This window comes from Flintibacter faecis (genome assembly GCF_014287875.1).
GTDB lineage: Bacteria > Bacillota > Clostridia > Oscillospirales > Oscillospiraceae > Lawsonibacter > Lawsonibacter faecis_A.
This window is the reverse complement of sequence record NZ_JACOPN010000004.1, coordinates 103,354-129,532: the sequence shown is the minus strand read 5'-3', so window position 1 is coordinate 129,532 and position 26,179 is coordinate 103,354. Positions and strand designations below refer to the sequence as shown.

The following is a 26,179-nucleotide window of genomic DNA, read 5'->3' as shown; positions in this document are numbered from 1 at the left end:
GATAAAAGTTATGTGCCCATGGCCAGCTTGGCAGCAGCCCGAAGCAGACCGGGGGCAACCGAGCACTCCACCCCGCCCGCCAGCAGCATCAGCCCGCACAATACAGCCAGACGCAGCCAGTAGACCGGGGAAAAGGGGCCGCTGCCCCGCTCCTGTCCCCGCCAGCGGCGCAGAAGCCATAAAGATGCGGACAGGCTCTGCCACCCGGATAAAAAGAGTGCCGGGGCCCAAAACAGGGCGGGCAGACCGAACAGGACCACAGCGGGCCACACCCCCTGTCCGCCGAAGACGCGGTAAAAGCAGGCGGTGGAAAAGGCCAGCAGAAAGCCACGGGCAAAGAACAGCCCCGGGATCACTGCCACGCCCAGAGCGGTCAGACCCATGATGGCCACGGCCAACCACAGGCGGACATAGCGCCATGCGGCGCTCCAAAAGCCGCACCGGGCGGCGGTCCCCGCTTGAGCCGCCGTGAGATAGTCCGTTAAATACTGCGTCAGCTCGGCCACGGTGGCCTGTCCGGCCGCGCCGGAAAACAGGCAGCCCGCCGCGCCGCCCAGCAAAAAGACGGCGCACAGGACCATCAGACAAAGGCCCTGGTCGGAAAAGAGATCGGCAGTCTTGCCCAGCCGTTTTCCCATTTTGCTCACCCCTCTGCCAGGGTATGCCCGCAGAGAGGAAAATAGAACCAAAACAGGTGACATAATTACTATAACGGTTTTCGTCGGATTTCGCAAGTGTTTTTTGCCAATTTGCAAAAATTTTTCCGTTATGTATCATTTTTATGTAAACTAAATTATGTTAACTGCGTAAAACAGCATGAAAGAACGCCCTGCCAGACAGCAGGACGTTCTGAATAGATTTGAGTTATTTCTCGCTAAAACCAGTTAAAAGTAAAGAAAGCCAGAACTTATTGGCAGCTTTCGCACTGATTACAATCCGTATTGCTACAAGTGGGAACGGCCTCCCCCATCCCGGCGGCGATGGCGTTGAGTGCAATGGCGCACTCCAGACGCTTGCGCTCCATCTCGCAGGCCACCTCGTTGGACTTGGAGATGTCGTTGTTCACCAGCAGATTGGAGGCGGAGCAGCCGCCGCTGCAATAGAACCGGGCCCAGCACTCCCGGCAGGCGGGCCGGGTGTAGATGTTCTGGTTGGCAAAGGTGCTGGAGATGTCCATGTTGAAGGAGCCGTCGAACACGTTGCCCATGCAGTACTCCTCTTTCCCCACGAACTGGTGGCAGGGATAGATGTCCCCGTCGGGGGTGATGGCCACATACTCGCAGCCTGCGCCGCAGCCCCGCAGGCGCTTGATGACGCAGGGGCCCTGGGCCAGGTCCACGTTAAAGTGGAAGAAGTTCACATCCTTGCGGCCCATCAGCTCCCGGGCCAGCTTTTCATACTCGGCATCCACCTGGGGCAGATCCTCACACTTGATCGCAAAGGGATCGTCCAGGGGCCCGCTGGCGGGCTCTACAGAGACGTGGCGGAAGCCCAGAGAGGCCAGGTGCATCACGTCCTCGGAGAAGTCCAGATTCTCCCGGGTAAAGGTGCCACGGACGTAATAGTCCTTGGTGCCCCGGCCGGCCACCAGCTTCTGGAACTTGGGCACGATCACGTCATAGCTGCCCTTGCCGTTGATGGTGGGGCGCATATGGTCGTTCACATTCTGACGGCCATCCAGGGACAGAACCACGTTGGACATCTCCCGGTTGATGTAGTCGATGTTCTCGTCGCTGAGCAGGATGCCGTTGGTGGTGATGGTAAAGCGGAAGCACTTGTTGTGCGCCTGCTCCAGGGAGCGGGCATATTCCACAGTACGTTTCACCGTGTCCATGGCCATCAGGGGCTCGCCGCCGAAGAAGTCCACCTCGATGTTCCGGCGCTTGCCGGACTTCTCCACCACCCAGTCGATGGCCCGCTTGGCCGTTTCAAAGTCCATGGTCATGCGGTGGCCGGTGCCGAAGTCACCGGTGGAGGCGAAACAGTAGCGGCAGCGCAGGTTGCAGTCGTGGGACACGTGGAGGCACAGGGCCTTTACCACCGCCTGGCGGGGCAGCTCCATGGCCTTCTCCGGGTCGATGTACTCGTCGTTGGTGAACAGCAGGCCCTGGTCCTGAAGGCCGTGCAGTTCCTGCCAGGCCTCCTTCAACTCCTGGATGGGATACTGGGGCAGCCGCTGGGCCAGCGTCTCCGGCATCTCCGGGGCCATGGGCCCCTCCTCCCCCACAGCGGACAGCAGTCGATAGCTCATTTCGTCCAGCACATGGACCGCGCCGCTGTTCACGTCGGCGGCCAGATACTGGCCCAGTGCAGTAAAGGTATGTACCATTGTTGAATTCCTCTCCTCTGTAATTCCTGCCCCTTTTATTCTGTCCCGTATCTTCCGGGCGTGGGCATAAAAAAGGGCAGGCTAACGCCTACCCTTTTGTCAAGGCTATTTATCTTACTGATTCTCGCACTTCTGGTTGGCAACGGTGCAAGAAGTCTTGCAGGCGGACTGGCAAGAGGTCTGGCACTCGCCGCAGCCGCCCTTGGCAGCGCTGGCCTTCAGAGTGGCCCCGTTCAGAGTCTGGATGTGCTTCATTTGGTATCTCCTCCTGATGTTGTCGGGGCAAGCCCCGCAATATTTATACTTATTATAGCATAAGTCTTTTCGCATTTCAATCATCTTCTGCGTTTTTTCTTTCGGGGCAGAGATAACACGCCCGCAAGCCCCCCGCCGCACAGGCAGGCACACAGGGTTCCGGCCCCCTCCCGCTCCAGTCCGGCGGCATCATAGGCCAGCAGCCCCACGCACAGAAGCAGCAAGAATAGGGTGACCCCAGTCCCCAGGCCCACCGCCAGGGACCGGCGGCCAGTCCGGCCAACAGCGTACAGCCCGCCCAGCAGACTGCCCGCCACGCAGGCCCCGGGGACCACGCCAATCAGCCACCGCTCCCCCATCGCCCCGGCGGAGATGAGACAGGCAGCTGCCAGCAGGAGCACCGCCGCCGTGCCGCAGGCCAGAATTCCGCCCCGCAGCACGGCCAGGGCGGCCCTCAGCCAGGGGCGCTCCCCCATTTCCCCGCGCTTGTTCTCCTGTTTTTTCATAGAAAAACGCCCTCCCCACGGTTTTGTTCTAAACCTATGCGGGGAGGGCGTGAACTATGCGGTTTTTCCTTGGCCTTACTTGGATTCGCCGGACTTGGCATCCTTGGTGAACCGGGTGGCGATGGACTCCTTGGTCATCTCCAGACGGACGCGGTCAGCGCCGGTCTCGATGACCACGGTGCCCTCCTTCACGGCACATACGGTGCCGGTGATGCCGCCGATGGTCAGCACATTGTCGCCCACGGTCAGGGAACTGCGCAGGTTGTCCGCTTCCTTCTTCCGCTTGTTCTCGGGGCGGATCATGAAGAAATAGAGCATGGCGAACATGACCGCGATCAAGATAATACTTTCCAAAGTGTTTCCCTCCAAATGTTTGGACTGTCCGCCTCTCAGCAGACGCATTTCCTTTATTATAGCGGCTTGCAGACCGATTGACAAGCCTTTTTGCAAAATTGCCTGGTAAACGCCCTCAATCTTTCGGGGCCTGGCGGTCCAGCAGGTCGGAATACCGGCATCGGAATTCCTCAAACCGCCCCTCGTCCAGGGCCTGGCGGATGCGGGCCATCAGCTGATTATAGAAATACAGGTTGTGCATCACGGCCAGGCGCATGGCCAGCATCTCCCCGGAGACGAACAGGTGCCGCAGATAGGCCCGGGAGAAGTTTTTGCACATGGGGCAGCCGCACTCGTCGTCCAAGGGCCGGGTGTCCAGCTTGAAGCGCTCGTTCTTGATGTTGAGAAAGCCCTTCCAGGTGAACAGCTTGCCGTGGCGGGCGTTCCGGGCCGGCATGACGCAATCGAAAAAGTCCACGCCCCGGGCCACCCCTTCAATGATATTGGAGGGGGTGCCCACGCCCATGAGATACCGGGGCTTTTCCTTTGGCATATGCGGCTCCACCGCGTCGATGATGTCGTACATGGTCTGGGTGGGCTCCCCCACCGCCAGACCGCCGATGGCATAGCCATCGCAGTCCAGCTTGGCGATATCCTGCATATGGCGGACACGGATGTCGGGATAGGTGCCCCCCTGGTTGATGCCGAATAGCATCTGCTCCGGGTTCACACAGCCGGGCAGGGCGTTCAGCCGCTTGTGCTCGGCCACGCAGCGCTCCAGCCAGCGGGTGGTTCGGGCGCAGGAGCGCTCCACGTATTCCCGGGGGGAGGGATTTTCAATGCACTCGTCAAAGGCCATAGCCACGTCGCTGCCCAGATTGGACTGGATCTGCATGGACTCCTCCGGGCCCATAAAGATGCGCCGCCCGTCGATGTGGGAGGCGAAGGTCACGCCCTCCTCCTTGATCTTCCGCAGGCCGGACAGGGAGAACACCTGAAAGCCGCCGCTGTCGGTGAGCATGGGGCCGTCCCACCGCATAAATTTATGCAGTCCGCCCATGTCCCGCACCACTCCGTCGCCGGGGCGCAGGTGCAGGTGATAGGTGTTGGACAGCTCGATCTGGCAGCCCAGCTCCTTCAAATCGAAAGCATCTACCGCCCCCTTGATGGCCCCCTGGGTGCCCACGTTCATAAACACCGGGGTCTGGGCCGTGCCGTGGGGACAGGTAAACACCCCCCGCCGGGCTCTCCCCTCCTGTTTTATCACTTCAAACACAACAAAACTCCTTCACTTCTTGTTTACAGCCAAAAACAGATGGCTTGATCTCAATGGATAAACATCGCATTACCGATGCTCACGCGAAGCGTGATTTTCGGATTTTCTGCATAGTCATTCATCGTTCCCTCTATACTTTGCAGATGCAAGGCGCAGCAGTCAAGACCGCCGCGCCACATTCTGCAATCTTTCTCGTATTTTCAGACGGTGGGTGTCTGGGGCTGCTTCCCTATTTCGGAGCAGAACGCCAGATAGTCGTCCACTGCCTTATGAAACTCTTCCTCCAAGCCCTCTGCATTTGCGGACTCGAAGTTCACTAAGTCGTTGATGCCGAGGAGCCTTCCGAAGAAGGCCCCGTCCTCGGCGGAGTATTCGGGCCTTGCCGAATACCCCTTGTACGTCATCGCCGCCTGCTCCATAGTTCAGAACAGGTCGCTGTGGGTTCCAGTTCTGGACAGCAGCAGCAAAAGCTCCTGCTCCCTGTACTGGTACACCAGCAGCCAATCGGGCGTGATATGGCACTCACGGAAACCGCCGTAATCGCCGGTCAGGAGGTGGTCTTTGTACTTCTCGTCGAGCTTCATGCCGTTGGCAAGCAATTCGATCACCTCGAAAATAAGCCTCTGGTCGTACCCACGTTTCTGCACCAGCTTCATATCCTTCTTGAAGCGGGTGGACATCCTCACATCGTACTTCATGCCTCCAAAGCCCTCTTCAGGTCTTCCATACTGTGGAAGGTCTCATACTGCTCAGGGTGGTTTACCATGTCATCAGCTTCCCGCATAGCGGCGATGGTGTCCGCATTGGGAACCTCGCGCTGAATGGAAAACGGGATGCAATTCTCGCGGATCGACTGCCGCAGGAAGATGTTGATTGCGGTGGACAGGTCAAGGCCGAAGTCTGCGAACAGAGCTTGAGCCTGTGCTTTCACATCGGCGTCAATGGAAATGCTGGTTGATACTTTCGCCATCTGAAATCACTCCTTTAATTTCTTTGAGTATATTATACCACATCATACCTTGAAGTCAATATGTTATATATATTTTGTGGCAAGAAAGCAAAGAGGCCGGGAAAATCCCGGCCTCTCCCCTACTCAGTCTTCGGTTTTCAAGGTGCCAACACGTCGCCGAACGTCATTGACGGCGTAGATGGCATCCACCACTCGGCAATCTCCGGCCAGACGAGTGATTGCCGCTCGGTCTGATGTATGCGCTGCATGATACCCAATCTCCAAGCCGCAGCTTCGGCATTTCAGTCGTACTACATCATGGCGAACAAGCTGATTGAAGACCGCTACATCGACTACGAGAAGTACATCCGAGCCATTGACCCCTCCATCCCGCACAGCTTCCTCCAGCAGATCATAGACCACATCGTTGTAAACGATGGACGCGTCACCTCCATCACATTCAAGAACGGTGCGACCCACACATTCACCTACAAGACATGAGAAAAGCCCCGGCCTCATATACTGAGGTCGGGGCCATCTTATGCAGTCTATGCAGTATCGCCGCAACATTATGCGCCAAAAAAGTTGTTCAATTTTATAAGCATCCCTTCAAAGCTAACGATGCGTGATGCTTTTCGGTTATCCACGCGGCTTTTTCAGGTCTTTGCGGCGGTTAAGGCGTTTTCCTTGAAAACCCTTATTTTGCGGGCTTTTCGCCGTTTTCAGCCTTGGAGGGCATCACGTCTCCAATAAACATCGCATCCCCAAAGGAGAAGAACCGATACTTCTCCCGCACGGCCTCCTCATAGGCGGCCAGGACGTGCTCCCGGCCGGCCAGGGCGGACACCAGCATGATAAGGGTGGACTGGGGCAGGTGGAAGTTGGTGATCAGGGCATCCAGCACCTTGAAGCGGTAGCCGGGATAGATGAAGATGTTGGTCCAGCCGGAGCGGGCGGTCATGGTGCCGTCCTCGGCGGCAAAGCTCTCCACAGTCCGGCAGGAGGTAGTGCCCACACAGATGACCCGCCCTCCCCGGGCCTTGGTGCGGTTGATGACATCCGCCGTCTCCTGGCTGATCTGGCAGAACTCCGAGTGCATCTCGTGGTCCTGGATGTCCTCCGCCTTCACCGGGCGGAAGGTGCCCAGGCCAACGTGCAGGGTCACATAGCAGAGGTCGACCCCCATGTTCTGAATCTGCTGCAGCAGCTCCGGGGTGAAGTGCAGTCCGGCGGTGGGGGCGGCGGCGGAGCCCATTACTTTGGAGTACACCGTCTGATACCGCTCGTTGTCCTGCAGCTCCGCCTTGATATAGGGCGGCAGGGGCATCTTGCCCAGCTGCTCCAGGATCTCCAGGAAAATACCCTCGTAGTGGAAGCGGACCAGGCGCTTGCCGTCGGACAGCTCTCCCTCCACCGTGGCGGTGAGCTGGCCCTCGCCGAAGATCACCTGAGCGCCGGGGCGCAGCTTCTTACCAGGACGGACCAGGCACTCCCACAGGCCCTCCCCCTTGTCTGTGAGCAGCAGCACCTCGCACACGCCGCCGGTGGGCCGGTGGCCGATGAGGCGGGCGGGCAGCACCCGGGAGTTGTTCAGCACCAGGCAGTCCCCCGGGCGGAGAAACTGGGGCAGCTCATAAAAGTGGTGGTGTTCGGTCTGGCCGGTGTGCTTGTCCAGGGTCAGCAGCCGGGAGGCATCCCGCCGCTCCAGCGGGGTCTGGGCGATGAGTTCTTCGGGCAGGTAAAAGTCAAAATCAGAAGTTTTCAAACGTATGTCGCCTTTCTTCTCTAATAGTCTATAGAATGCATCAAGCTGATTTAACGGCAGCTCCCCACATGGGTGCCGGGGAAATAGAACTCCACAATGTCGTCATAGGCAAAGCCCTGGCGGGCCATGGCGTTGGCGCCGAACTGGCTCATGCCCACCTGGTGGCCGTTGCCGCTGCCGTTGAAGACATAGGAGCCGCCGGACACGGATACCACGCCCTTGCCCCCGGCGGAGCCGTTGTTGTTATTGCCATTATTATTGCTGCCGCTGTCGGCGGGCCGGAGGGCGGCGGTGGCCCCGCTCCCTGTGATAGTATACAGGCTCTCCCCCGCTTTGGCAACCGTCCCGCCGCCGGAGATCACATAGACCCCGTCCAAATCGGACAGGCTCCCGCTGCCGTTGACGGGATAGCCGGAGCCGGTCTGTGAAGTGCTCTGTCCGCCGGTGGTACCGGAAGAAGCGGAGGATGCGGAATCCGCCCCCTGGCCGTTCACCGTAAAGCGGATGGAGTTCAGGCCGAACAGGGCCCGGATGCCCCGGGGCTTGGTGCGGGGGGTGATGGTGTTGCTCTGGCCGTTGGCATAGCACAGCTTCACCTGGATCACGTTGCCCAGGTCGGAATAGGTCAGCTCCAGATGGTCCAGGCTGGTGTTGGTGCCAAAGCCATAGCTCTGGAGCCGGGTGGTGAGCTGCTGGGCGGAATAGGTCACCGTCCAGGAGGAGTAACTGTTCCGGTCGGCCACAGATGCCTCGTAGGGGTCCTTTACGCCGCACAAATAGGGGTAGTCGGTCATGCTGGTGCCCCACACATAATAGGCGCTCTCGCTGGCTCCGCCGTGGCTGGCGGAGTAATAGGTGTCGGCCAGGGTGCTGTTGTACCACAGCACCTGCCCGGCGGTCTCGGAGGCGGCCCGGTCGCTGGTGTCGCTGGGGCCATAGTCGGCCCGGTTGCTGCCCACGCCCCGGTAGACCTGGCAGGCGTCGCTGTTGCACACGTCAAAACCCAGACTGCCGTGGTAGTTCAGCCGCCGCAGCACATAGGTCCGGGCGCAGATGGCCTGGGCCTTCAGGGCCTCCAAGGGCCATGAGTTGCCCATCTCATAACAGATGACCCCCCGGATATAGTCCTCTAAAGGCAGCACGTTCACCACAGTCAGGTCGTTGCCGCTCACCCGCTGGTAAGTAAAGCCCCCCCGGTATTTATAGCCGGAGAACCAGGTGCGCACGTCGCCGGCCCCGGTGACATCGGGCAGGATACCCAGAGCGCCCCCCTTGCCCATGTCAAACTGGAACAGGATGCGGTCCGTCCCCGTCTCCACCACGTTCATGCCGTAGGCACTGGTGCCCACCACCGTGCCCTGGGGCAGGTCGGTCAGGGCGGCCTGTGCCGCCTCCTTCGTGGCGTAGGACCCCACCCGCACCTGATAGGCCCCGTCGATCCAGGCCACAAAACCGCCGTACAGCTGGGCGTCCGCCGCGACGTTGCTGTAGGAGACATAGGAGCCTGGGATCTGGATGTGATAGCAGCCCACCGCCGGGCCGCCCAGGCTGCTCTCGGAATAGGTATACTTTCCGGCGGAGGAGTCATAGCCATAGTACATGTTCCGGGCCTTCAGCACGGCGATCTGGTCGGTGCTCTGCCCCGTGCGGGCCAGCTCCACAAAGTTCAGGTCGCTGTCATAGTAACCAAAGCGATAGCCTGCGCCAAAGCCCGTGTTGTTCTGCAGATGGGCGCAGGCCAGCTCCCCCGTGGCGTTGTGGCTGCTGGAGGAGGCCAGACCCACCCGGACCTTTTGATCGGCGCTGTCTGTGCGCGCCCCCCATACAGTGGGCACACACATTGTCATTGCAAGGAAAACAGCGGCAAGCTGCATAATTTTTTTCTTCATGGTCTGCTCCATTTCTCTGTTTCGTCCGGTTTGCGCTATTGACACCCCATTTGAAACATGGTAGGATAAATTTAAATTTAGCTAGATAGAGGTCGCGGCTTACAGGAGTAAGCATGGTCAGGGAGCCGGTTCCTGTTTCAGCCATGCCGAAAGGGGACGGCCGCCGAAGGACTCCTCACCCGGCAGAGTGAGTTCTGGTCGCCAGGTTAACAGCCTTGCGACTGTCATCAGTTTGGTCTGATGGAGCGCTGTCTGCTTTTGTGAATATTTTGCCGGCGGCGGACAACACCTACGCCGACATTATAGTACAAAATCAGCCGCTTGAAAAGCCGCTGATTTATTTTTTCCCCTCGCAGCCCTCTCCCCCGTTCGGCGCACGAAGGGAAAGCCCCCGTCATAGCTATAGTTTGGAGGTCGTTTCGTATGGAAAAGTATAAAGTAGGCGTCATTGGCGGCACCGGCATGGTGGGCCAGCGTTTTGTCACCCTGATGGAAAACCACCCCTGGTTCCAGCTCACCGCCATCGCGGCCAGCCCCCGCTCCGCCGGCAAGACCTATGAAGAGGCCGTTGCCCACCGCTGGGCTATGAAAACGTCCATCCCCGAGCAGGCCAAGTCCATGGTGGTCCTGGACGCCCAGGCCGACGTGGACAAGATCGCCGGCATGGTAGACTTTGTCTTCTGTGCCGTGGACATGAAGAAGGAGGAGATCCGCGCCCTGGAGGAGCGCTATGCCAAGGCCGAGTGCCCCGTGGTGTCCAACAACTCCGCCCACCGCTGGACCGATGACGTGCCCATGGTGGTGCCCGAGATGAACCCCGAGCATCTGGAGGTCATCCCCGCCCAGCGCGCCCGCCTGGGCACCAAGCGGGGCTTCATCGCCGTCAAGTCCAACTGCTCCATCCAGTCCTATGCCCCCGCCCTGCACCCCCTGATGAAGTATGGCATCGAGAAGGCCCTGGTGTGTACCTATCAGGCCATCTCCGGCGCGGGCAAGACCTTTGAGCGCTGGCCCGAGATGATCGACAACGTCATCCCCTACATCGGCGGCGAGGAGGAGAAGAGCGAGCAGGAGCCCCTGAAGGTGTGGGGTCATGTGGAGAATGGCAAGATCGTCAAGGCCGATGCCCCCGCCATCACCGCCCAGTGCCTGCGTGTCCCCGTGTCCGACGGCCACACCGCCGCTGTATTCGTCAAGTTCGCCGACGGGAAGAAGCCCTCCATGGAGCAGATCAAGGCCGATTGGGCCGACTTCAAGGGCCGTCCCCAGGAGCTGGGGCTGCCCTCCGCCCCCAAGCAGTTCATCCACTATTTCGAGGAGCCCGACCGTCCCCAGGCCAAGCTGGACCGGGAGCTGGAGGGCGGCATGGCCGTATCCATGGGCCGTCTGCGTCCCGACACCCAGTATGACTATAAGTTCGTGGGCCTGAGCCACAACACCCTGCGGGGCGCCGCCGGCGGTGCGGTGCTGCTGGCCGAGCTGCTGTGCGCCGAGGGCTACATCGACCACAAGTAAGCTGCGTTTCCTCCCCACGAAACGGGATATTTTTCCATTGAAAGAGAGGAGTTTTTTATGAGAACGCCTGTATTTACCGGCTCCTGCTGCGCCCTGGCCACCCCCTTTGACCAGAACGGCAATATCAACTACGATGCCTTCGGCCGTCTGATCGATGCCCAGATCGCCGCCGGGGTAGATGCCGTGTGTGTCTGCGGCACCACTGGCGAGTCCGCCACCATGTCCATCCGGGAGCACATTGCCGCCGTGGAGTTCTGCGTCAAGCGGGTGGACCACCGGGTGAAGGTCATCGCTGGGGCGGGCAGCAACGACACCTCCGCCGCTGTCTATCTGTCCCAGCACGCGGAGGACTCCGGCGCGGATGCCCTGCTCCACGTCACTCCCTACTATAACAAGGCCAGCCAGACCGGCCTCATCAAGCACTATGAGTACATCGCCGACCGGACCTCGCTGCCCATTATCCTCTATAATGTGCCCAGCCGCACCGGCGTGTCCTTCACTGCTGACACCTATAGGGTCCTGTCCGAAAATCCCAAGATCAACGGCGTGAAGGAGGCCAGCGGCAACTTCTCCCTGCTGGCCCACACCCGCTTTGTCTGCCCCGATGACTTCTACATCTGGTCCGGCAACGACGACCAGGTGGTGCCCATGATGTCTCTGGGGGCCAAGGGTGTCATCTCCGTGGTGTCCAACATCGCCCCCGACGTGATGGTGAAGATGAGCCACCTGTGCCTGGACGGCAACTTCGAGGAGGCGTCCAAAATTCAGATTCAGTACATGGACCTGATCGATGCCCTGTTCTGCGAAGTGAACCCCATCCCCGTAAAGGCGGCCATGAACCTGATGGGCATGGAGGCCGGCCCCCTGCGCCTGCCCCTGTGCGACATCTCCGAGAAGAACCTGGCGGTGCTCCGTGCCTCTCTGGAGCGGATGGACCTGCTGAAGTAAGGAGCGTTTGCCATGCTGAAGATAATCGTTTCCGGCTGCAACGGCCACATGGGCCGAGTTGTCGCCGGGTTGTGCGCCGCCGATCCCCAGGTGGAGGTGGTCGCGGGCTTCGACGTGATGGGCACCGGCGATGGGAGCTTTCCCGTCTATGCCTCCCCCGCCCAGTTCCAGGGCAAGGCGGACGCGGTGATCGACTTCTCCTCCCCCGCCGCCCTGGACGGCCTGCTGGCGTTCGCCCGGACCACCAAGACCCCCCTGGTGCTGGCCACCACCGGCTACACCCCGGAGCAGGTGGCCCAGATCGGCGCTGCCGCTCTGGAGGCCCCTATTTTCCGCTCCGCCAACATGTCCCTGGGCATCAACGTCCTGCTGGAACTGGTAAAGAAGGCGGCCAGCGTGTTGGGCGACAGCTATGACATCGAGATCGTGGAGCGGCACCACCGCCGCAAGGTGGATGCCCCCTCCGGCACCGCCCTGATGATCGCCGATGCCGCCGCCCAGAGCTGTGGCCACGAGACCGAATATGTGTTCGAGCGCCACAGTGTCCGCCAGCCCCGGGACAAGAAGGAGATCGGCATTTCCGCCGTGCGCGGCGGCACCATCGTGGGCGAGCATGAGATCATTTTCGCCGGGCACGACGAGGTGATGGAGATCCGCCACACCGCCCTCTCCCGGGAGATCTTCGCCCAGGGTGCGGTGGAGGCCGCCAAGTTCATCGCCGGTGTCACCGCCCCCGGAATGTATGACATGAGTATGCTTGTAAAGTAAAAGGCCTTTACGGAAATTTCATATCCCCGCCCCCTGTTTTCGGGGCGGGGATATTGCTGATTTTACGCTTTTTTCTACTTCTGCCCCCAGCGGGGGCAGAACTCAAATCAGGAACAAAGGAGGCAACACCATGTCTGATCCCTTTATCCGCACCCGCCTGCTCATCGGGGACGCCCCCCTGGACCGCCTGGCCCGGGCCAGGGTGGCCGTATTCGGCATCGGCGGCGTGGGCGGCTTCTGCGTGGAGGCCCTGGCCCGAGCGGGCGTGGGCGCTCTGGATCTGTATGACGATGACACCGTGTCTGAGAGCAACCTGAACCGCCAGTTGGTTGCTCTGCGCTCCACCATCGGCCAGCCCAAGGCGGAAGTGGCCGCCCGCCGGGTGGCGGACATCAATCCAGACTGCACCGTCCGGGCCATCCGCATGTTCTATCTGCCCCAAAACGCGGACACGGTGGACCTGGGGCAGTATGACTATGTGGTGGACTGTATCGACACCGTGGCCGCCAAGCTGGACATCGCCCAGCGGTGCGCCCGGCTGAACGTCCCCCTCATCAGCGCCATGGGCACGGGGAACAAGCTGGACCCCACGGGCTTTGTGGTCACGGACATCAGCAAGACCCAGGGCTGCCCCCTGGCCCGGGTGATGCGCAAGGAGCTGCGCAAGCGGGGCATCAACCACCTGAAGGTGGTCTACTCCCAGGAGGAGCCCCTCTCCCCCGCCCGGCCCATCCAGACGGAGGCCCCAGCCGGGCAGGATACCCGCCCCGGCTCCACCGCCCGCCGGGCCACCCCCGGCTCCATCTCCTTTGTCCCCGCCGCCGCCGGCCTGGTCCTGGCCAGCGCAGTGGTGCGGGACATCGGGCAGTTTTGAGACTCCCGGCCTGTAGACGGCACAAACGCAAACAATGCGGCTGAAAAACCGCATTGTTTGCATTTTTTACCTGATTAGATCGTCTGGCCACAGCACTCCGGGTGCGCATAACAACATCGAGATTTATCACATTGGCGAACGGACGAACAGATATCCCAAAATTAAAATACCAACCGCCATGACAAGCAGCAATGCCATGCCGATTGCCGTGTTCCTTCCATTAAATGCGACAAAGGCCCCCGCACCCATTATAACCTATACGAGAAGCAATAACATTGAAAAGCTTATATGACCTCCTTATATTTTGATTTTTCAGCGTTACAAACTGGAATTTTCAAATTAGTCTTTGCAAATAACCTTTGAACCTTCACCATCAATTACAATTCCCTGACGGTTGTTAATTGGGCATAGATTCAAATCCGAAAACTCAGTCATTATTTTCTCGGTAACTTTCTTAAATGGTGCTGTAAGATAATGCGGAAGAACATAGAAATCAATCAAATCAAGCCCTGCATCATCTTCTTGTGAGTAGTCCTCCGGCTTTTCATCCATTTGCTCGATATATTGGATGCTTGGAGCGCATATAATTGCGCCTGCCGACTCGCCGATCATCAATTTTCCATTTGCCAATTCCTTTTTCAGCAGCCCATCAGTTCCCGTTTTACGGAGCTGGTCCATAAGAAAGAAAGAATTTCCGCCGGTAAAATATATCACATCTGCTTCTTCAAAAACAGACTGTATCGTTGAATAAGCCTCCGTTGAAATATCAATTTCAGTTACGATTGCTCCCAACTTTTTGAATAATTTTTGAGCCGAGCCGACATAACCGGTGTAGCCTTCACGCAGCGAAGCTGTTGGAATAAATGTGACTTTTTTATTTTCAATTTCTTCCTTTATCAGACTTCCTACACTTGAAAAGTGCGAACATAAAAACAGTTTCATCAATATTCTCCTTTATATATAAATTCGAGTTTGTCGTTCTCTCTGACCTCATAGTATCACACAGCACGGCTGAATACAAGAACAGCCGCAGCAAGCTTTGAACTGCTGCGGCTGCTCTTTTCTCATGCGCTGTATTTTCCCACAGGGGCTTACATCTGCGCCCGGTGATAGACCTTCTTGCCCTTTTTGATGAGCAGGCCCTCGCCGGTCAAATCGGCAGCGGTGTAGCTGACGGTGGGGGCGGCGACCTTCTCGCCGTTGACCTCCACGCCGCCCTGTTCCACCAGGCGGCGGGCCTCCTTCTTAGAGGGGGCCAGCTTGCACTTGACCATCAGGTCCAGCACGCCGATGGTGCCGTCGGTCAGGTCATCCTGGGTCAGAGTGGTGGCGGGCACGTTGCTCATGTCGCCGCCGCCCACGAACAGGGCCTTGGCAGCGGCCTGGGCACGGGTGGCCTCCTCCTCGCCGTGGACCAGCTTGGTCAGCTCAAAGGCCAAAATCTCCTTGGCGGTATTCAGCTGGCTGCCCTCCCACTTGTCCATCTCGTCGATCTGCTCCAGGGGCAGGAAGGTGAGCATCCGCAGGCACTTGAGCACGTCGTCGTCGCCCACGTTGCGCCAGTACTGATAAAAGTCATAGGGGGAGGTCTTGTTGGGGTCCAGCCACACCGCGCCGTTGGCGGTCTTGCCCATCTTCTTGCCTTCGGAGTTCAGCAGCAGGGTGATGGTCATGGCGTGGGCATCCTTGCCCAGCTTGCGGCGGATGAGCTCGGTGCCGCCCAGCATGTTGGACCACTGGTCGTCGCCGCCGAACTGCATGTTGCAGCCATAGTGCTGGAACAGATAGTAGAAGTCATAGGACTGCATGATCATATAGTTGAACTCCAAAAAGCTCAGGCCCTTCTCCATGCGCTGCTTATAGCACTCGGCCCGCAGCATGTTGTTCACGGAGAAGCAGCCGCCCACTTCCCGCAGCAGCTCCACATAGTTCAGCTTCAGCAGCCAGTCGGCGTTGTTGATCATCCGGGCCTTGCCCTCGCCGAACTCGATGAACCGCTCCATCTGTTTTTTGAAGCAGTCGCAGTTGTGCTGGATGGTCTCGGGAGTCATCATGGAGCGCATATCGGTGCGGCCGGAGGGGTCGCCGATATAGCCGGTGCCGCCGCCGATGAGGGCAATAGGCTGGTTTCCGGCCATCTGCAGCCGCTTCATCAGGCACAGGGCCATAAAGTGGCCCACGTGCAGGGAGTCGGCGGTGGGGTCAAAGCCGATGTAGAACACGGCCTTGCCCTCGTTGATCATCTTGGAGATCTCCTCCTCGTTGGTGACCTGAGCGATCAGGCCGCGGGCTTTCAGTTCCTCATAGCAAGTCATTTGATTCTCTCCTTATCTCAATGTGTGTGGATCTTCAGCTTTTTTCTTCGGCTGGCTTCTTCGCCAGCAGCACGTTATAGCCAACCACGCCGAAAACGACGATGGCGGCGCCGATCAGGGCAAAGCGCCCCATTGTCTCCCCATAGAACAGGGCCACCAGAATGGGGTTGAGTACCGGCTCGATGCCGGAGACCAGGCTGGCTGTCACCGGCGGGGTGGTTTTCAGGCCGATGGTCAGCAGGATATAGGCAAAGGCCACCTGGAACACGCCCAGGATCACGACGCTGACCAGGGCCGTGGTGGGAAACTCCGTCTCTTTCCATAGGAAGGGCAGCCCGGTGAGAGCGGACAGCACATCTCCCCAGAACACCGAGGAGATGGGGTCGCTGTCGGGCAGCTCGTTCATCAGGAACACCCCGGCGTAAGTCGCACCGGAGATGAGGGCGACAACGTTGCCCAGTCCTCCGCCCATGGTCAGGCTGTCCAGGAAAAAGAAGATCACGCCCCCAAAGACCAGGGCGCAGGCAGCCAGATCCAGCGCCCCCGGTTTTTTGCGGAAAATGACGATGCTGAACAGGATGACGAAGATGGGGGCAGTAAACTGCAGCACGATGGCGTTGGCCGCTGTGGTCATCTTGTTGGCCATGGCAAAGAGCACATTGGTCAGGAAGATGAACATGGTGCCAAGGGCCACCCACCGGTTCATCCGCAGGGGATGACGGATGACTGCCAGATAGATGACCAGTACGATCAAAGCGATGCCGGTGCGGGCCCCGTTGATGGACAGGCCGCTCCAGGGGATCACCTTCATGCACAGTCCGCCGATGCTGTAGAGCACCGCCGCCAGGAAAATACATATGGTTCCCGTACACCGCTGCATGGGACACGCCTCCTTTTCAAACGAAAAACGCCCTCTGTCCGGCAAAACCGGACAGAGGGCGTGAAAACGCGGTACCACCTCTGGTCGCCTGGCCCCTCGCAGGGCAGAGCCTTTTGGAGTGCTTGACTCCGGCGCGGTAACGGGCGCGGCCCGGCCTGTCCCCTACTGCGCATCCATAAGCGGTTCGGGCGGCTGCTCCAAGGGGTATTCACCGCGGGCACCTCTCCTCCGTTGCACCAGACCGAAGGCTCTCTGCGCAGGCTGCCCGCAGCTACTGTTCCTTTTCGTTGCAGTATTTAGATTTATAGCACAGTTTGGATGCGTTGTCAATACACAGTTCGCGGGATTTTTGTCCCGTCAATACAAGCTCAATCCACCCGGCTGCCGCCCCACTCCACCAGGGTGAAGCCCTCCCGAGTTGGGGCAGTGAGGGGCTGCGCCTCGATCTCTACGGGAGCGTCCAGTGGCTTCCAGGCCATGAATACCCGCAGCACCGTGTCCGGCTCCGGGGTGACGGTGAGCCGGGCGTGGTCGGTGTAGGCATCGGTCTGGAAGGCGATCAGGTTATAGGGGTTCTCCTCCAGTTGGGGCAGCCAGAAGACGATAAATTCGTTGGCCTCCCGCCGGGTGAGGCCCAGCCGGGCCAGGGCATCCTCTAAAAAGGCGGCGGAATCCGCCCCGGCCACGCAGAAGCCACGGGAGAAGTCGTACTCGTTCCGGTCCTCCCCCTCCCAATAGAGATAGTTGTAGCTCTGTCCGGCTCCATCGGTGAGGGTCCCATCAGGCCGGGCCGTCACGGACCAGCCGCCCGTGTACTTGGGATAGGTGCAGGTCAGACGCCCGTCATAGTCCAGCGTCACGTCCACGTTGGTCTCCTCCCTGGGGTAGAGGTAGATCACCGGTTTTGCGGAGGTCTGGGCGAAACAGTCCTCCTCTTGGAAGGAAAAGAACAGACCGGCGCAGATGCACACCACCCCCAGAACGGCCAGGATCGCCAGGAGCAATTTTCGTTTCATGGGCTATCCCTCCAATTTTTCTGGATACCTAATTTTACAACATGCGCTCCCCTCTGGCAAGAAAAATCTTCCCTCCGACCGGAGAGAATGTACAGAAACGATAAAAAACGCCTATTTTTCCTTGACGAAATTACAGTCATTCTGGTAACATAACATGTATTGAAAAAGATGGCTGTATGCCGGAGAAGAAATTAGGAGGAAAAAATGGAACATCAACATCAACACCATCGCGGCCAATGGGGGAGCAATTTCGGCTTTCTGATGGCCACGGTGGGAGCCGCCGTGGGGCTGGGCAATATCTGGGCTTTTCCGTATAAAATGGGGGCCAGCGGCGGGTTTCCCTTTCTGCTGGTCTATGTGATCCTGGCCGCCCTCATCGGCTTTCCCATCATGCTCTCAGAGCTGGCCATTGGCCGCAAGGTGGGCCGCAGCGTTATCGTCAGCTATCAGCGCCTGGGGGGCGGCGTGGGGACCTTTATTGGCTGGCTGGCCATGCTCTCCCCCTTCCTGATCCTCAGCTTTTACACGGTGCTGGGCGGCTACTGCATGGAATATGTGGCACTGAACTTAGGGGAGCTGCTGGGGCTGTCCCAGCTGTCCCACCTGTCCGGTGCGGAGTCCTTTCACAGCATGCTCACCGACCAGCCCATGGCTCTGCTGTTCACGTTCCTGTTCATCGCCATCTGCTTTTTGATCATCCGCGGCGGCATCAAAGACGGCATCGAGCGCTTCAATAAAGTGGGTATGCCCGCCCTGTTTGTTATGCTGGTCATCGTCATCATCCGGGCGCTGACCCTGCCCGGGGCAATCGACGGACTGAAATTTATGTTTGCCCCCAACTTCACGATGTTCAAGGAGAATTTTCTCGGGGTGCTCTCCGCTGCGGGCGGGCAGATGTTCTTCTCTCTGTCCCTGGCCATGGGCATCACCGTCACCTATGGCTCCTATCTCAGCAAGCAGGAGAACCTGGTGAAAAACTCCGCCCTCATCATCATCTCTGACACCTTGGTGGCCATTCTGGCCGGTATGGCGGTGCTGCCCGCCGCCTTCGCTCTGGGCGGTTCCGGGGCGGAGCTGGCCGGACCCAAACTGCTGTTCATCACCCTTCAGGACGTGTTCAACGCCATGGGCACTGCCGGTCCCCTGTTCGGGGTGCTGTTCTATCTGCTGGTCTCTCTGGCGGCCATCACCTCCGCCATCGCCCTCACCGAGGTCATGGTCACCTTCTTCCTGGACCACGCCGCCCTGAAGGGCCATAAGCCCAACCGCAGCCGCATTGTGGGCCTGGTCTGCCTGGCCGTCATGGCCGTGAGCACCCTGGTCGCGGTGGACGGCCTGGGGTCCAACGGACTGTGGGTCCCCTTCCACCAGACGGGACGGAACCTGGCCGCCTCCTGGCTGGACTTTATGGACTTCATTTCCGAGGGCGTGGCCATGCCCCTGGGCGCTTTGATCATGACCCTGCTGGTGGGTTGGAAGATCGGCCCCGGCACCATCCGGGACGAGGTGATGGAGCGGGACAATCCCTTCTCCCCCCGGCTCTACCGGTTCTATATCTTCGCCATCCGGGTCATCGCCCCCATTGGCATGGCCTTCATCCTGTATGGCCAACTGGCCCAGTTCTTCACCGTGACCGTGGCCTAAAGCAAGACAAACAATGCCGTGTATCGGAGGTTTTCCGGTACACGGCATTTTGCTGCTTATTTATTTTAAACCGGCCCGATATTCCTCCGCCCGGCTCAGCAGCTCGGCGGCGCTCTGGCGCAGGGCATCGGTGAGGGCGCTGCCCGCCATCAGCCGGGACAGCTCCTGCTCCCGGCCCGGGCGGTCCAGACGGGCCACATGGGTATAGGTCCGCCCGCCGCGCTCCCCCTTCTCCACGGAGAAATGGGTGTCGGCCATGGCGGCGATCTGGGGCAGATGGGTGACGCACAGCACCTGCTTGCGCCGGGCCACCTGGGCCATTTTCTCGGCGATCTTCTGGGCGGCCCGGCCTGACACGCCGGTGTCCACCTCGTCAAAAACCAGGCTGCCGATGCCGTCGTCCTCCGCCAGCACGTTTTTCAGGGCCAGCATAATGCGGGCCAGCTCGCCGCCGGAGGCGATCTTGTGGATGGGCTTCAACGCCTCGCCCAGGTTGGCGGACATGAGGAACTGGGCCTGCTCCAGGCCGCCAGCCTCCATGCCGTCCTCCCCCTGACTGGGGCTGAACTCGGTCTCGAACTGCACCTTTGGCATATCCAGCTGGCGCAGCTCGTCCTGGACCCTGGCCTGCAGGGCCTGGGCCGCCTTTTCCCGGGCCTGGCTCAGCTTTTTGCCCCGTTCCAGAGCGGCCTTCTTCGCCTTTGCCAGCTCCTTCTCCAGACGGGCGATGGCATCGTCGGCAAACTCGATCTGGTCCAGCTCCTGGCGGCAGCGCTCCAGATAGTCCAGCATCTCGGCCACGGTGGAGCCATATTTTTTCTTCAGGCGGTAGATCACATCCAGGCGGCTCTCCAGCTGGTCCAGCTCGTCGGGAGAGAACTCCATCTCCCGGGTCTGATCCCGCAGCAGCTCCGCCGCGTCGTCGGCGGCAGAGCGCAGACCGGACAGCTGCTCGACCAGCTCTTCCAGGCTGGGGTCATAGCGGACGATGCTCCGCAGGGCCCCCTCCGCCTGGGCGATGAGGTCGCAGGCCCCGGAGCTGTCCTCCCCGCCGGACAGGGCCATCAGGCCCTCCTGCAAACCGTCCATCAGTTTGCCGGAACTCTGGAGCAGACGGCGGCGGGCGGAGAGTTCCCCGTCCTCCCCGGGGACCAGCTCGGCCCGTTCCAGCTCCCGGATCTGAAACTGCAGCGTGTCCACCCGGCGGGAGCGCTCCGCATCGTCCATTTTCAGCCCGGAGATCTCCTTTCGGATGCGGCTGACCTGGGCAAAGGCGGCCTGATAATCCTCCAGCAGAGGCAGGGTGCGGCCAAAGCGGTCCAGATAGGCCAGATGGCAGGCGGGGTCCAGCAGCTGCTGGCCGTCGTGCTGGCCGTGGATGTCCAGCAGACAGCGGCCCAGCTCCCGCAGTTGAGCCACGGTGATGGGCCGTCCATTCAGACGGCAGGCGTTGCGTCCGTCCCCCTGGATCTCCCGCTGGAGCAGCAGTTCCTCCCCCTGGTCCACGCCGTTGTCCGCCAGCCAGCGCAGGGGCGGCAGACCGGTGAACACCGCCGTGACCAGGGCGGACTTGGCCCCGGTGCGGATGAGCTCCCGGCTGGTCCGCTGGCCCAGCACGGCGCTGATGGCATCGATAACAATGGACTTGCCCGCCCCCGTCTCGCCGGTGAGGACATTCAGTCCGCTGTCAAAGCGGATATCCGCCGATTCGATGATGGCGATATTTTCAATGTGCAACAGGGAAAGCATGGGGTGTTACGTCCCTCCTTCATGGAACCGGGGGTCAGGTGAGCAGCTTGTGGACTTCGCTGCTGAATTTCTGGGCGGCGCCGTTGTCCCGCATGATGAGGATGCCCGTGTCATCCCCCGCAAGGCTGCCCACCATGCCGGGGATGTCCATCCCATCCAGGGCGGAGCAGGCGGCGGAGGCCAGACCGGGCATGGTGCGCACCACCACGATGTTCTGGGCCACGTCCACCGACGTGACACCCTCCTTAAAGATATTCCGCAGCCGGGTGTCCGTCCCGGCAGAGTTCTTCCGGTCAGTGGCTGCATAGCGGTATTTTCCCTGACCGGTGAGTTCTTTTACCAGGCGCAGTTCCTTGATGTCCCGAGATACTGTAGCCTGAGTTGCTGTAAAGCCTTTTGCCTTTAGTGCTGAGAGCAGCTGTTCCTGGGTCTCCACTTCTGTGGTCTGGACGATGTTCAAAATCTCCGCCTGACGGGCATTTTTCATTGGGCTGCGCCTCCTAACTTCTGATTCACAAGCTGATAGAAATTCCGGTGCGTCAGCTGCACCAACTTGGTAGCGTGGCGGGAGCGTTTCACCTCCACCCGGTCTCCGCCGCAGAGACGGATGGCTTTTCCACCGTCGACTGACAAGTATAAACACTTGCGGGCTGTCTTGGGCAGGGCGATGGTCACAGTACGGTCCATGGACAGCACCATGGCCCGGGCGGTGAGCCTATGGGCGCACACCGGAGTAACGATGATTGCCTGAGATGTGGGCTCTACAATGGGGCCTCCCGCCGCCATGGAATAGGCGGTAGACCCGGTGGGCGTGGAGATGATGATCCCGTCCCCCGTCACCGAGGTGACAAGGGTGCGGTCCGCCAGCACGTCCAGCTCCACCACCCGGGCGATGGAACCCTTGGAGATCACCGCATCGTTCAGGGCCAGGTCCTCGCTCACCAGTTTCTCCCCCCGAAACACCCGCACGTCCAGCATCATCCGCTGCTCGGTGGTGTAGCGGCCCTGAGCCAGACCGACCAGCTGGTTCAGCTCCGTGCGCTCCAGCTCGGCCATAAAGCCCACACTGCCCATGTTCACCCCCAGAATGGGGACCCCGTGAAGGGTGGCATCCCGGGCCGCGTGAAGCAGGGTCCCATCTCCGCCGAAGCAGATGAGCAGGTCGGCGGTGGGCAGCTCCCGGGCCAGCACGCTCAGGTTGGCGTGGCGGGGCACCTCCACTCGCTCCCCTTTCTTGGGGACGAAGGGCAGGCACAATACGGTCTTAGCCCCGGCCCGTTCTAAGATGCGCTGGGCCTCTAAAGCTGCTTTCAGGCCCCGGTCCCGATAGGGGTTGGAGCTGAGGATGATCTTCATCCCTCGGCCTCCTTCCAGGCGCTGTGGGACTGTTCCACCAAAGCGGCCAGGTCGCCGGTGTAGGGCGGCACCTCCCGAGTGGAGAGATAGCCCAAGTATTCGATGTTCCCCTCAGGACCTTTAATGGGTGAAAAGGTAATATCCTTTACACCAAAACCGGCGTTGGCGGCGTGGACCAGGAACTGTTCCAGCACCTCCAGATGGACCTGGGGGTCCCGGACTACGCCCTTTTTGCCCACCTTGTCTTTCCCCGCCTCGAACTGGGGCTTGACCAGGCAGACCCCCTCGCCCCCGTCGGCCATCAGGGGCCGCACGGCGGGCAGGATGAGATTTAAGGAAATAAAGGACACGTCTACCGAGAAGAAGTCCAGGGGCTGGGGGATCTGCTCGGCGGTGAGATAGCGGGCGTTGGTCCGCTCCATGCACACCACCTGGGGGTGGGTGCGCAGTCGCCAGTCCAACTGATTATAGCCCACGTCCACGGCATAGACCTTCTCCGCTCCGTTCTGCAGCATGCAGTCGGTAAAGCCCCCGGTGGAGGCCCCGATATCGGCACAGACAAAGCCGTTCAGGGTGATGGGCCACAGCTGCATGGCCTTCTCCAGCTTCAGACCGCCTCGGCTGACATAGCGCAGGGTTTTTCCCCGCACCTCAATGGCGGCATCCTCCGTCACAGGGGCCCCGGCCTTATCTACTTTCTGGCCGTTGACATAGACCTGCCCTGCCATGATAATCGCCTGGGCCTTCTGGCGGCTCTCTGCCAGGCCCTGTTCCACCATGGCCACATCCAAGCGTTTTTTAGCCATCCTTGCGCACCTCCTCCAGCGCCGCGCGGAATATCCCGGCGCTGTCCAGTCCCAGCTCCTGTTTCAGGCAGCTGAGCGCTCCGTGGGTCACGAATTTGTCGCCGCTGGTGCGGCAGAGGACCTTGGCGGTCAGTCCGGCCTCCGCCACGGCGGCGGCCAGCCGCTCCCCCACACTGCCGTGGGCGGCGCTGTCCTCTGCGGTCAACAAAACTTTTGTTTTCTTTACCGACTCCAATACCAGTTCCGGGTCCAGGGGGGTAATGACGTTCAGTTTGACGACCTCCGCCTGGATGCCCTCCCCAGCCAGAAGCTCCGCGGCCTCCAGCACGTCGTTGATCAGGATGCCATAGCTCACCAGGGTGATATCATCGCCTCGACGCAGCACGGCGGCGTGGCCGGGTCCGGCATCGCCCCGATATGCCCCCTCGCCCCCTCTGGGATAGCGGATGGCCACCGGGCCGTTCACATGGAGGACAGCCTGCTCCAGCATCCCCTCCAGTTCGGCATAGCTGGACGGAGCCAACACCGTCATGCCGGGGACGCTGTCTAAAAAGGCCACGTCGAACACGCCGTGGTGGGTCTCGCCGTCCTCCCCCACCAGTCCGGCCCGGTCCACACCCAGCACCACGTGGAGCTTGTCAATGGCCACGTCATGGATGAGCATGTCATAGGCCCGCTGGAGAAAGCTGGAATAGACGGCAAACACGGGGATCGCCCCCTGCTTGGCCATTCCGGCGGCCATGGAGACGGCGCAGCCCTCGGCGATACCCACATCAAAGAAGCGCTCCGGGCAGGCGGCCTGGAACTGCTCCAGCCCCGTGCCGCTCATCATAGCGGCGGTGATGGCGCACACCCGCCGGTCCTGCTGGGCCAACCGGGTGAGGGTGCGGCCAAAGGCGGCGGAGAAATTCTCCCCCGATTTCTTTTTGGCCTTGCCCGTGGCCGGGTCGAAGGGGGATACACCATGAAATGCGTCCGGGTTCTCCTCCGCCGGGGCATAACCCTTGCCCTTTACCGTCTTCACATGGAGCAGCACGGGCTCGTTCAGCTCCCTGGCATAGCGCATGGCCCGGGTCAGCCCGGCCAGGTCGTGGCCGTTCACCGGCCCCACATAGTTAAAGCCCATATTCTCGAACATGCTGCAGGGCAGCAGGCTCTGCTTTAACGCCTGTTTTACCTTGTGTGTAAAGCGGTATACCTTGCGGCCTACTTGATTGGAATTCATCACCCGGCGATAGTACCGCTTAAAGGTGAGATACTGGGGCTTAAGGCGCTGTTTGGCCAGGTGATCGGCCACCGCCCCCACGTTGGGGGTGATGGACATACCGTTGTCGTTGAGAATGACCAGCAGCTGCTGGCCGCAGGCCCCGGCGTTGGACAGCCCCTCATAGGCCAGACCACCGGTGAGGGCCCCGTCGCCGATGAGGGCCATGACTTTATAGTGCTCCCCCAGCGCCTGCCGGGCCCGGACCATACCCAGGGCCACCGCCACGGAGTTGGAGGCGTGGCCGGCGATGAAGGCATCGTGGACGCTCTCCACCGGCTTGGGAAAACCGGCGATGCCGCCATACTGCCGCAGGGTGGCCATGGCCTCCCGCCGCCCGGTGAGGATCTTGTGGCAGTAGCACTGGTGGCCCACGTCAAAGACCAGGCGGTCCTGCCGGGTGTCGAACACCCGATGGATGGCCACCGTCAGCTCCACTGCCCCTAAATTGGAGGCCAGATGCCCCCCCGTTTTGGACACATCGTCCACCAGCTCCTGCCGCAGCTGGGCGCAAAGCTCTGTCCCCTCCCGGTCGGTGATCCCGGCCAGCAAGGGCTGATACTCTTCTGTCTCTTTCAAGCTATCTTCCTCCCCCTATGGGGATTTCTTTCATAAGGTTCCCCGTTACTGCTTTCGGTCTGCCAGCGCGTGGGCCAGCCAAGCCAAAAACTCCGGCTGTTCAAACTCCGCCAGGGCATCCGCCGCCTGCTGGCTCAGCTTCTCCACCAGTTGGGCACAATTCTCCAGCCCCAGGGCGTTGACAAAGGTACTCTTCTCGTTGGCCCGGTCAGAGCCAACGGGCTTACCCAGCTCCTGGTCAGAGCTGATGACATCCAGCATGTCATCCCGTACCTGGAAGGCCAGACCCAACGCCTGGGCATACCGGTCCAGCTGCTTCAGCTGCTCCCGGGTGGCCCCGGCGGCGATGCCGCCCAGCTGGGCGGCCGCCGAGATGAGGGCCCCCGTCTTCAGGCTTTGCAGCAGCTCCAGCTCCCCCCGGCTGAGGGCGTGGCCCTCCCCGGCCATGTCCAAAGCCTGACCGCCCACCATTCCCGAGGGACCGGCGGCAGCGGACAGGGTGGCTACGGCGGAGACGATGCGCTCCGGGGGCAGCTCTGCCTTGGTCAGCTGGCCAAAGGCCGCCGTGAGCAGGCCGTCACCCGCCAGAATGGCCGTGGCCTCGCCGTATACCACATGGTTGGTGGGGCGGCCCCGGCGGAGCTCGTCGTCGTCCATGGCGGGCAGATCGTCGTGAATGAGGGAATAGGTGTGGATCATCTCCACGCCGCAGGCGAAGGGCAGGGCATCCTCCACCCTGCCGCCGCACATGCGGCAGGCCTCCAGGGTCAGCACAGGCCGGACCCGCTTGCCTCCGGCCAGTAGGGAATACTCCATGGCCTCCTGCACACAGGCATAGCGGGTGTCCTGGCGGAACAGCTCCGCCAGACGGTCCTCGATCAGGGCCCGGTCCCGGGCCAGAATGGTTTCAAAACTTTGTTCCATTACGGTTCCTCCCCGGTGAAGGGCTGCTCCACGGGCCGGCCGTCCTCGTCCGCCGTGAGCAGCGTCACCTTCTGCTCCGCCTGGTCCAGCTGACGGGTACACTCCCGCAGCAGCTTGGCCCCCTCCTCGAACAGAGTCATGGCCTGTTCCAGGGGGGCATCCCCCTGCTCCAGCTGGGAGACGATCTCCTCCAGCCGGGTCATGGACGCTTCAAAATCCAGTTTCTTTCTTGCAGCCAC

General features: G+C 60.6%; 28 protein-coding genes and 1 riboswitch. Of the genes, 6 read left to right on the top strand and 22 right to left on the bottom strand.

Annotated elements, in window-relative coordinates; genetic code table 11:
- Positions 1-8 precede the first annotated feature (8 nt).
- The 9 genes from H8S55_RS07315 to H8S55_RS07275 form a co-directional block, all read right to left on the bottom strand.
- Positions 9-638, bottom strand: a complete 630-nt coding sequence (locus H8S55_RS07315) for a stage II sporulation protein M (protein ID WP_186878425.1) — start codon at positions 636-638, stop codon at positions 9-11.
- A gap of 269 nt (positions 639-907) precedes the next feature.
- Positions 908-2,329 carry a thioether cross-link-forming SCIFF peptide maturase gene (gene scfB / locus H8S55_RS07310; protein ID WP_186878424.1) on the bottom strand — a complete coding sequence of 474 codons (1,422 nt, stop codon included), beginning with the start codon at positions 2,327-2,329 and terminating at the stop codon, positions 908-910.
- A 114-nt stretch (positions 2,330-2,443) separates the two neighbouring features.
- The gene (gene scfA, locus H8S55_RS07305) at positions 2,444-2,584 is read right to left on the bottom strand and encodes a six-cysteine ranthipeptide SCIFF (RefSeq protein ID WP_008980862.1); all 141 of its coding nucleotides are present in this window, start codon (positions 2,582-2,584) and stop codon (positions 2,444-2,446) included.
- An 80-nt stretch (positions 2,585-2,664) separates the two neighbouring features.
- Complete coding sequence (locus tag H8S55_RS07300; protein WP_186878423.1) at positions 2,665-3,090, bottom strand: TIGR04086 family membrane protein; 426 nt, start codon at positions 3,088-3,090, stop codon at positions 2,665-2,667.
- A 75-nt stretch (positions 3,091-3,165) separates the two neighbouring features.
- The gene (gene yajC / locus H8S55_RS07295) at positions 3,166-3,444 is read right to left on the bottom strand and encodes a preprotein translocase subunit YajC (RefSeq protein WP_238043333.1); all 279 of its coding nucleotides are present in this window, start codon (positions 3,442-3,444) and stop codon (positions 3,166-3,168) included.
- Positions 3,445-3,559: 115 nt separating this feature from the next.
- Entirely contained in the window at positions 3,560-4,699 is a 1,140-nt protein-coding gene (gene tgt, locus H8S55_RS07290; protein WP_186878421.1) for a tRNA guanosine(34) transglycosylase Tgt, read from the bottom strand.
- A 200-nt stretch (positions 4,700-4,899) separates the two neighbouring features.
- A complete protein-coding gene (locus H8S55_RS07285; protein ID WP_147562325.1) occupies positions 4,900-5,103 on the bottom strand; it encodes a type II toxin-antitoxin system HicB family antitoxin in 204 nt (67 codons plus the stop codon).
- 18 nt (positions 5,104-5,121) lie between these two features.
- Complete coding sequence (locus H8S55_RS07280; RefSeq protein ID WP_119346330.1) at positions 5,122-5,397, bottom strand: type II toxin-antitoxin system YafQ family toxin; 276 nt, start codon at positions 5,395-5,397, stop codon at positions 5,122-5,124.
- Complete coding sequence (locus H8S55_RS07275) at positions 5,394-5,669, bottom strand: type II toxin-antitoxin system RelB/DinJ family antitoxin (protein ID WP_119346329.1); 276 nt, start codon at positions 5,667-5,669, stop codon at positions 5,394-5,396. The genes H8S55_RS07280 and H8S55_RS07275 overlap by 4 nt, the downstream gene beginning before the upstream one ends.
- A gap of 297 nt (positions 5,670-5,966) precedes the next feature.
- Between H8S55_RS07275 and H8S55_RS07270 the strand changes: the two genes are divergently transcribed.
- Positions 5,967-6,149 carry a hypothetical protein gene (locus tag H8S55_RS07270; protein WP_186878419.1) on the top strand — a complete coding sequence of 61 codons (183 nt, stop codon included), beginning with the start codon at positions 5,967-5,969 and terminating at the stop codon, positions 6,147-6,149.
- A 196-nt stretch (positions 6,150-6,345) separates the two neighbouring features.
- Here H8S55_RS07270 and queA read toward each other — a convergent pair whose 3' ends face one another.
- Positions 6,346-7,413: a tRNA preQ1(34) S-adenosylmethionine ribosyltransferase-isomerase QueA gene (queA, locus tag H8S55_RS07265; RefSeq protein WP_186878418.1), complete on the bottom strand. Its 1,068-nt coding sequence runs from the start codon at positions 7,411-7,413 to the stop codon at positions 6,346-6,348.
- Positions 7,414-7,463: 50 nt separating this feature from the next.
- The gene (locus H8S55_RS07260) at positions 7,464-9,302 is read right to left on the bottom strand and encodes a SpoIID/LytB domain-containing protein (RefSeq protein ID WP_186878417.1); all 1,839 of its coding nucleotides are present in this window, start codon (positions 9,300-9,302) and stop codon (positions 7,464-7,466) included.
- Between the two features lie 78 nt (positions 9,303-9,380).
- A riboswitch (Lysine riboswitch) is annotated at positions 9,381-9,561 on the top strand.
- Between the two features lie 164 nt (positions 9,562-9,725).
- Between H8S55_RS07260 and asd the strand changes: the two genes are divergently transcribed.
- From asd to H8S55_RS07240, 4 genes are all read left to right on the top strand, one after another.
- Positions 9,726-10,817: an aspartate-semialdehyde dehydrogenase gene (gene asd / locus H8S55_RS07255; protein WP_186878416.1), complete on the top strand. Its 1,092-nt coding sequence runs from the start codon at positions 9,726-9,728 to the stop codon at positions 10,815-10,817.
- A gap of 57 nt (positions 10,818-10,874) precedes the next feature.
- Positions 10,875-11,765, top strand: coding sequence for a 4-hydroxy-tetrahydrodipicolinate synthase (gene dapA, locus H8S55_RS07250; protein ID WP_186878415.1), 891 nt, complete (start codon positions 10,875-10,877; stop codon positions 11,763-11,765).
- Between the two features lie 12 nt (positions 11,766-11,777).
- Positions 11,778-12,533 carry a 4-hydroxy-tetrahydrodipicolinate reductase gene (dapB, locus tag H8S55_RS07245; protein WP_186878414.1) on the top strand — a complete coding sequence of 252 codons (756 nt, stop codon included), beginning with the start codon at positions 11,778-11,780 and terminating at the stop codon, positions 12,531-12,533.
- 130 nt (positions 12,534-12,663) lie between these two features.
- Positions 12,664-13,407, top strand: coding sequence for a tRNA threonylcarbamoyladenosine dehydratase (locus tag H8S55_RS07240; RefSeq protein WP_186878413.1), 744 nt, complete (start codon positions 12,664-12,666; stop codon positions 13,405-13,407).
- 339 nt (positions 13,408-13,746) lie between these two features.
- Here the strand turns inward: H8S55_RS07240 and H8S55_RS07235 are convergent, their stop codons facing one another.
- The 4 genes from H8S55_RS07235 to H8S55_RS14110 form a co-directional block, all read right to left on the bottom strand.
- Positions 13,747-14,349: a Type 1 glutamine amidotransferase-like domain-containing protein gene (locus H8S55_RS07235; protein WP_186878412.1), complete on the bottom strand. Its 603-nt coding sequence runs from the start codon at positions 14,347-14,349 to the stop codon at positions 13,747-13,749.
- A 149-nt stretch (positions 14,350-14,498) separates the two neighbouring features.
- Entirely contained in the window at positions 14,499-15,722 is a 1,224-nt protein-coding gene (gene tyrS, locus H8S55_RS07230; protein ID WP_186878411.1) for a tyrosine--tRNA ligase, read from the bottom strand.
- Positions 15,723-15,756: 34 nt separating this feature from the next.
- Positions 15,757-16,602, bottom strand: a complete 846-nt coding sequence (locus tag H8S55_RS07225) for a DMT family transporter (RefSeq protein WP_186878410.1) — start codon at positions 16,600-16,602, stop codon at positions 15,757-15,759.
- A gap of 368 nt (positions 16,603-16,970) precedes the next feature.
- Positions 16,971-17,618 (bottom strand): hypothetical protein, encoded by a 648-nt coding sequence (locus H8S55_RS14110; protein WP_186878409.1) that lies wholly within the window; start codon positions 17,616-17,618, stop codon positions 16,971-16,973.
- A 204-nt stretch (positions 17,619-17,822) separates the two neighbouring features.
- Here H8S55_RS14110 and H8S55_RS07215 point away from each other — a divergent pair, with 204 nt between their 5' ends.
- Positions 17,823-19,262, top strand: coding sequence for a sodium-dependent transporter (locus tag H8S55_RS07215; protein WP_186878408.1), 1,440 nt, complete (start codon positions 17,823-17,825; stop codon positions 19,260-19,262).
- Between the two features lie 60 nt (positions 19,263-19,322).
- Here H8S55_RS07215 and recN read toward each other — a convergent pair whose 3' ends face one another.
- From recN to H8S55_RS07180, 7 genes are read right to left on the bottom strand one after another with little or no spacing between them, the layout of a single operon-like run.
- The gene (gene recN / locus H8S55_RS07210) at positions 19,323-21,011 is read right to left on the bottom strand and encodes a DNA repair protein RecN (RefSeq protein ID WP_186878407.1); all 1,689 of its coding nucleotides are present in this window, start codon (positions 21,009-21,011) and stop codon (positions 19,323-19,325) included.
- Positions 21,012-21,045: 34 nt separating this feature from the next.
- The gene (locus H8S55_RS07205; protein ID WP_186878406.1) at positions 21,046-21,498 is read right to left on the bottom strand and encodes an arginine repressor; all 453 of its coding nucleotides are present in this window, start codon (positions 21,496-21,498) and stop codon (positions 21,046-21,048) included.
- Complete coding sequence (locus H8S55_RS07200; RefSeq protein ID WP_186878405.1) at positions 21,495-22,367, bottom strand: NAD(+)/NADH kinase; 873 nt, start codon at positions 22,365-22,367, stop codon at positions 21,495-21,497. The genes H8S55_RS07205 and H8S55_RS07200 overlap by 4 nt, the downstream gene beginning before the upstream one ends.
- Positions 22,364-23,173, bottom strand: a complete 810-nt coding sequence (locus H8S55_RS07195) for a TlyA family RNA methyltransferase (RefSeq protein WP_186878404.1) — start codon at positions 23,171-23,173, stop codon at positions 22,364-22,366. The genes H8S55_RS07200 and H8S55_RS07195 overlap by 4 nt, the downstream gene beginning before the upstream one ends.
- On the bottom strand, positions 23,166-25,016 hold the full coding sequence (gene dxs / locus H8S55_RS07190) for a 1-deoxy-D-xylulose-5-phosphate synthase (RefSeq protein WP_186878403.1): 1,851 nt from the start codon (positions 25,014-25,016) through the stop codon (positions 23,166-23,168). The genes H8S55_RS07195 and dxs overlap by 8 nt, the downstream gene beginning before the upstream one ends.
- A gap of 45 nt (positions 25,017-25,061) precedes the next feature.
- Positions 25,062-25,940 carry a polyprenyl synthetase family protein gene (locus tag H8S55_RS07185; RefSeq protein WP_186878402.1) on the bottom strand — a complete coding sequence of 293 codons (879 nt, stop codon included), beginning with the start codon at positions 25,938-25,940 and terminating at the stop codon, positions 25,062-25,064.
- Complete coding sequence (locus tag H8S55_RS07180) at positions 25,940-26,179, bottom strand: exodeoxyribonuclease VII small subunit (protein WP_186878401.1); 240 nt, start codon at positions 26,177-26,179, stop codon at positions 25,940-25,942. The genes H8S55_RS07185 and H8S55_RS07180 overlap by 1 nt, the downstream gene beginning before the upstream one ends.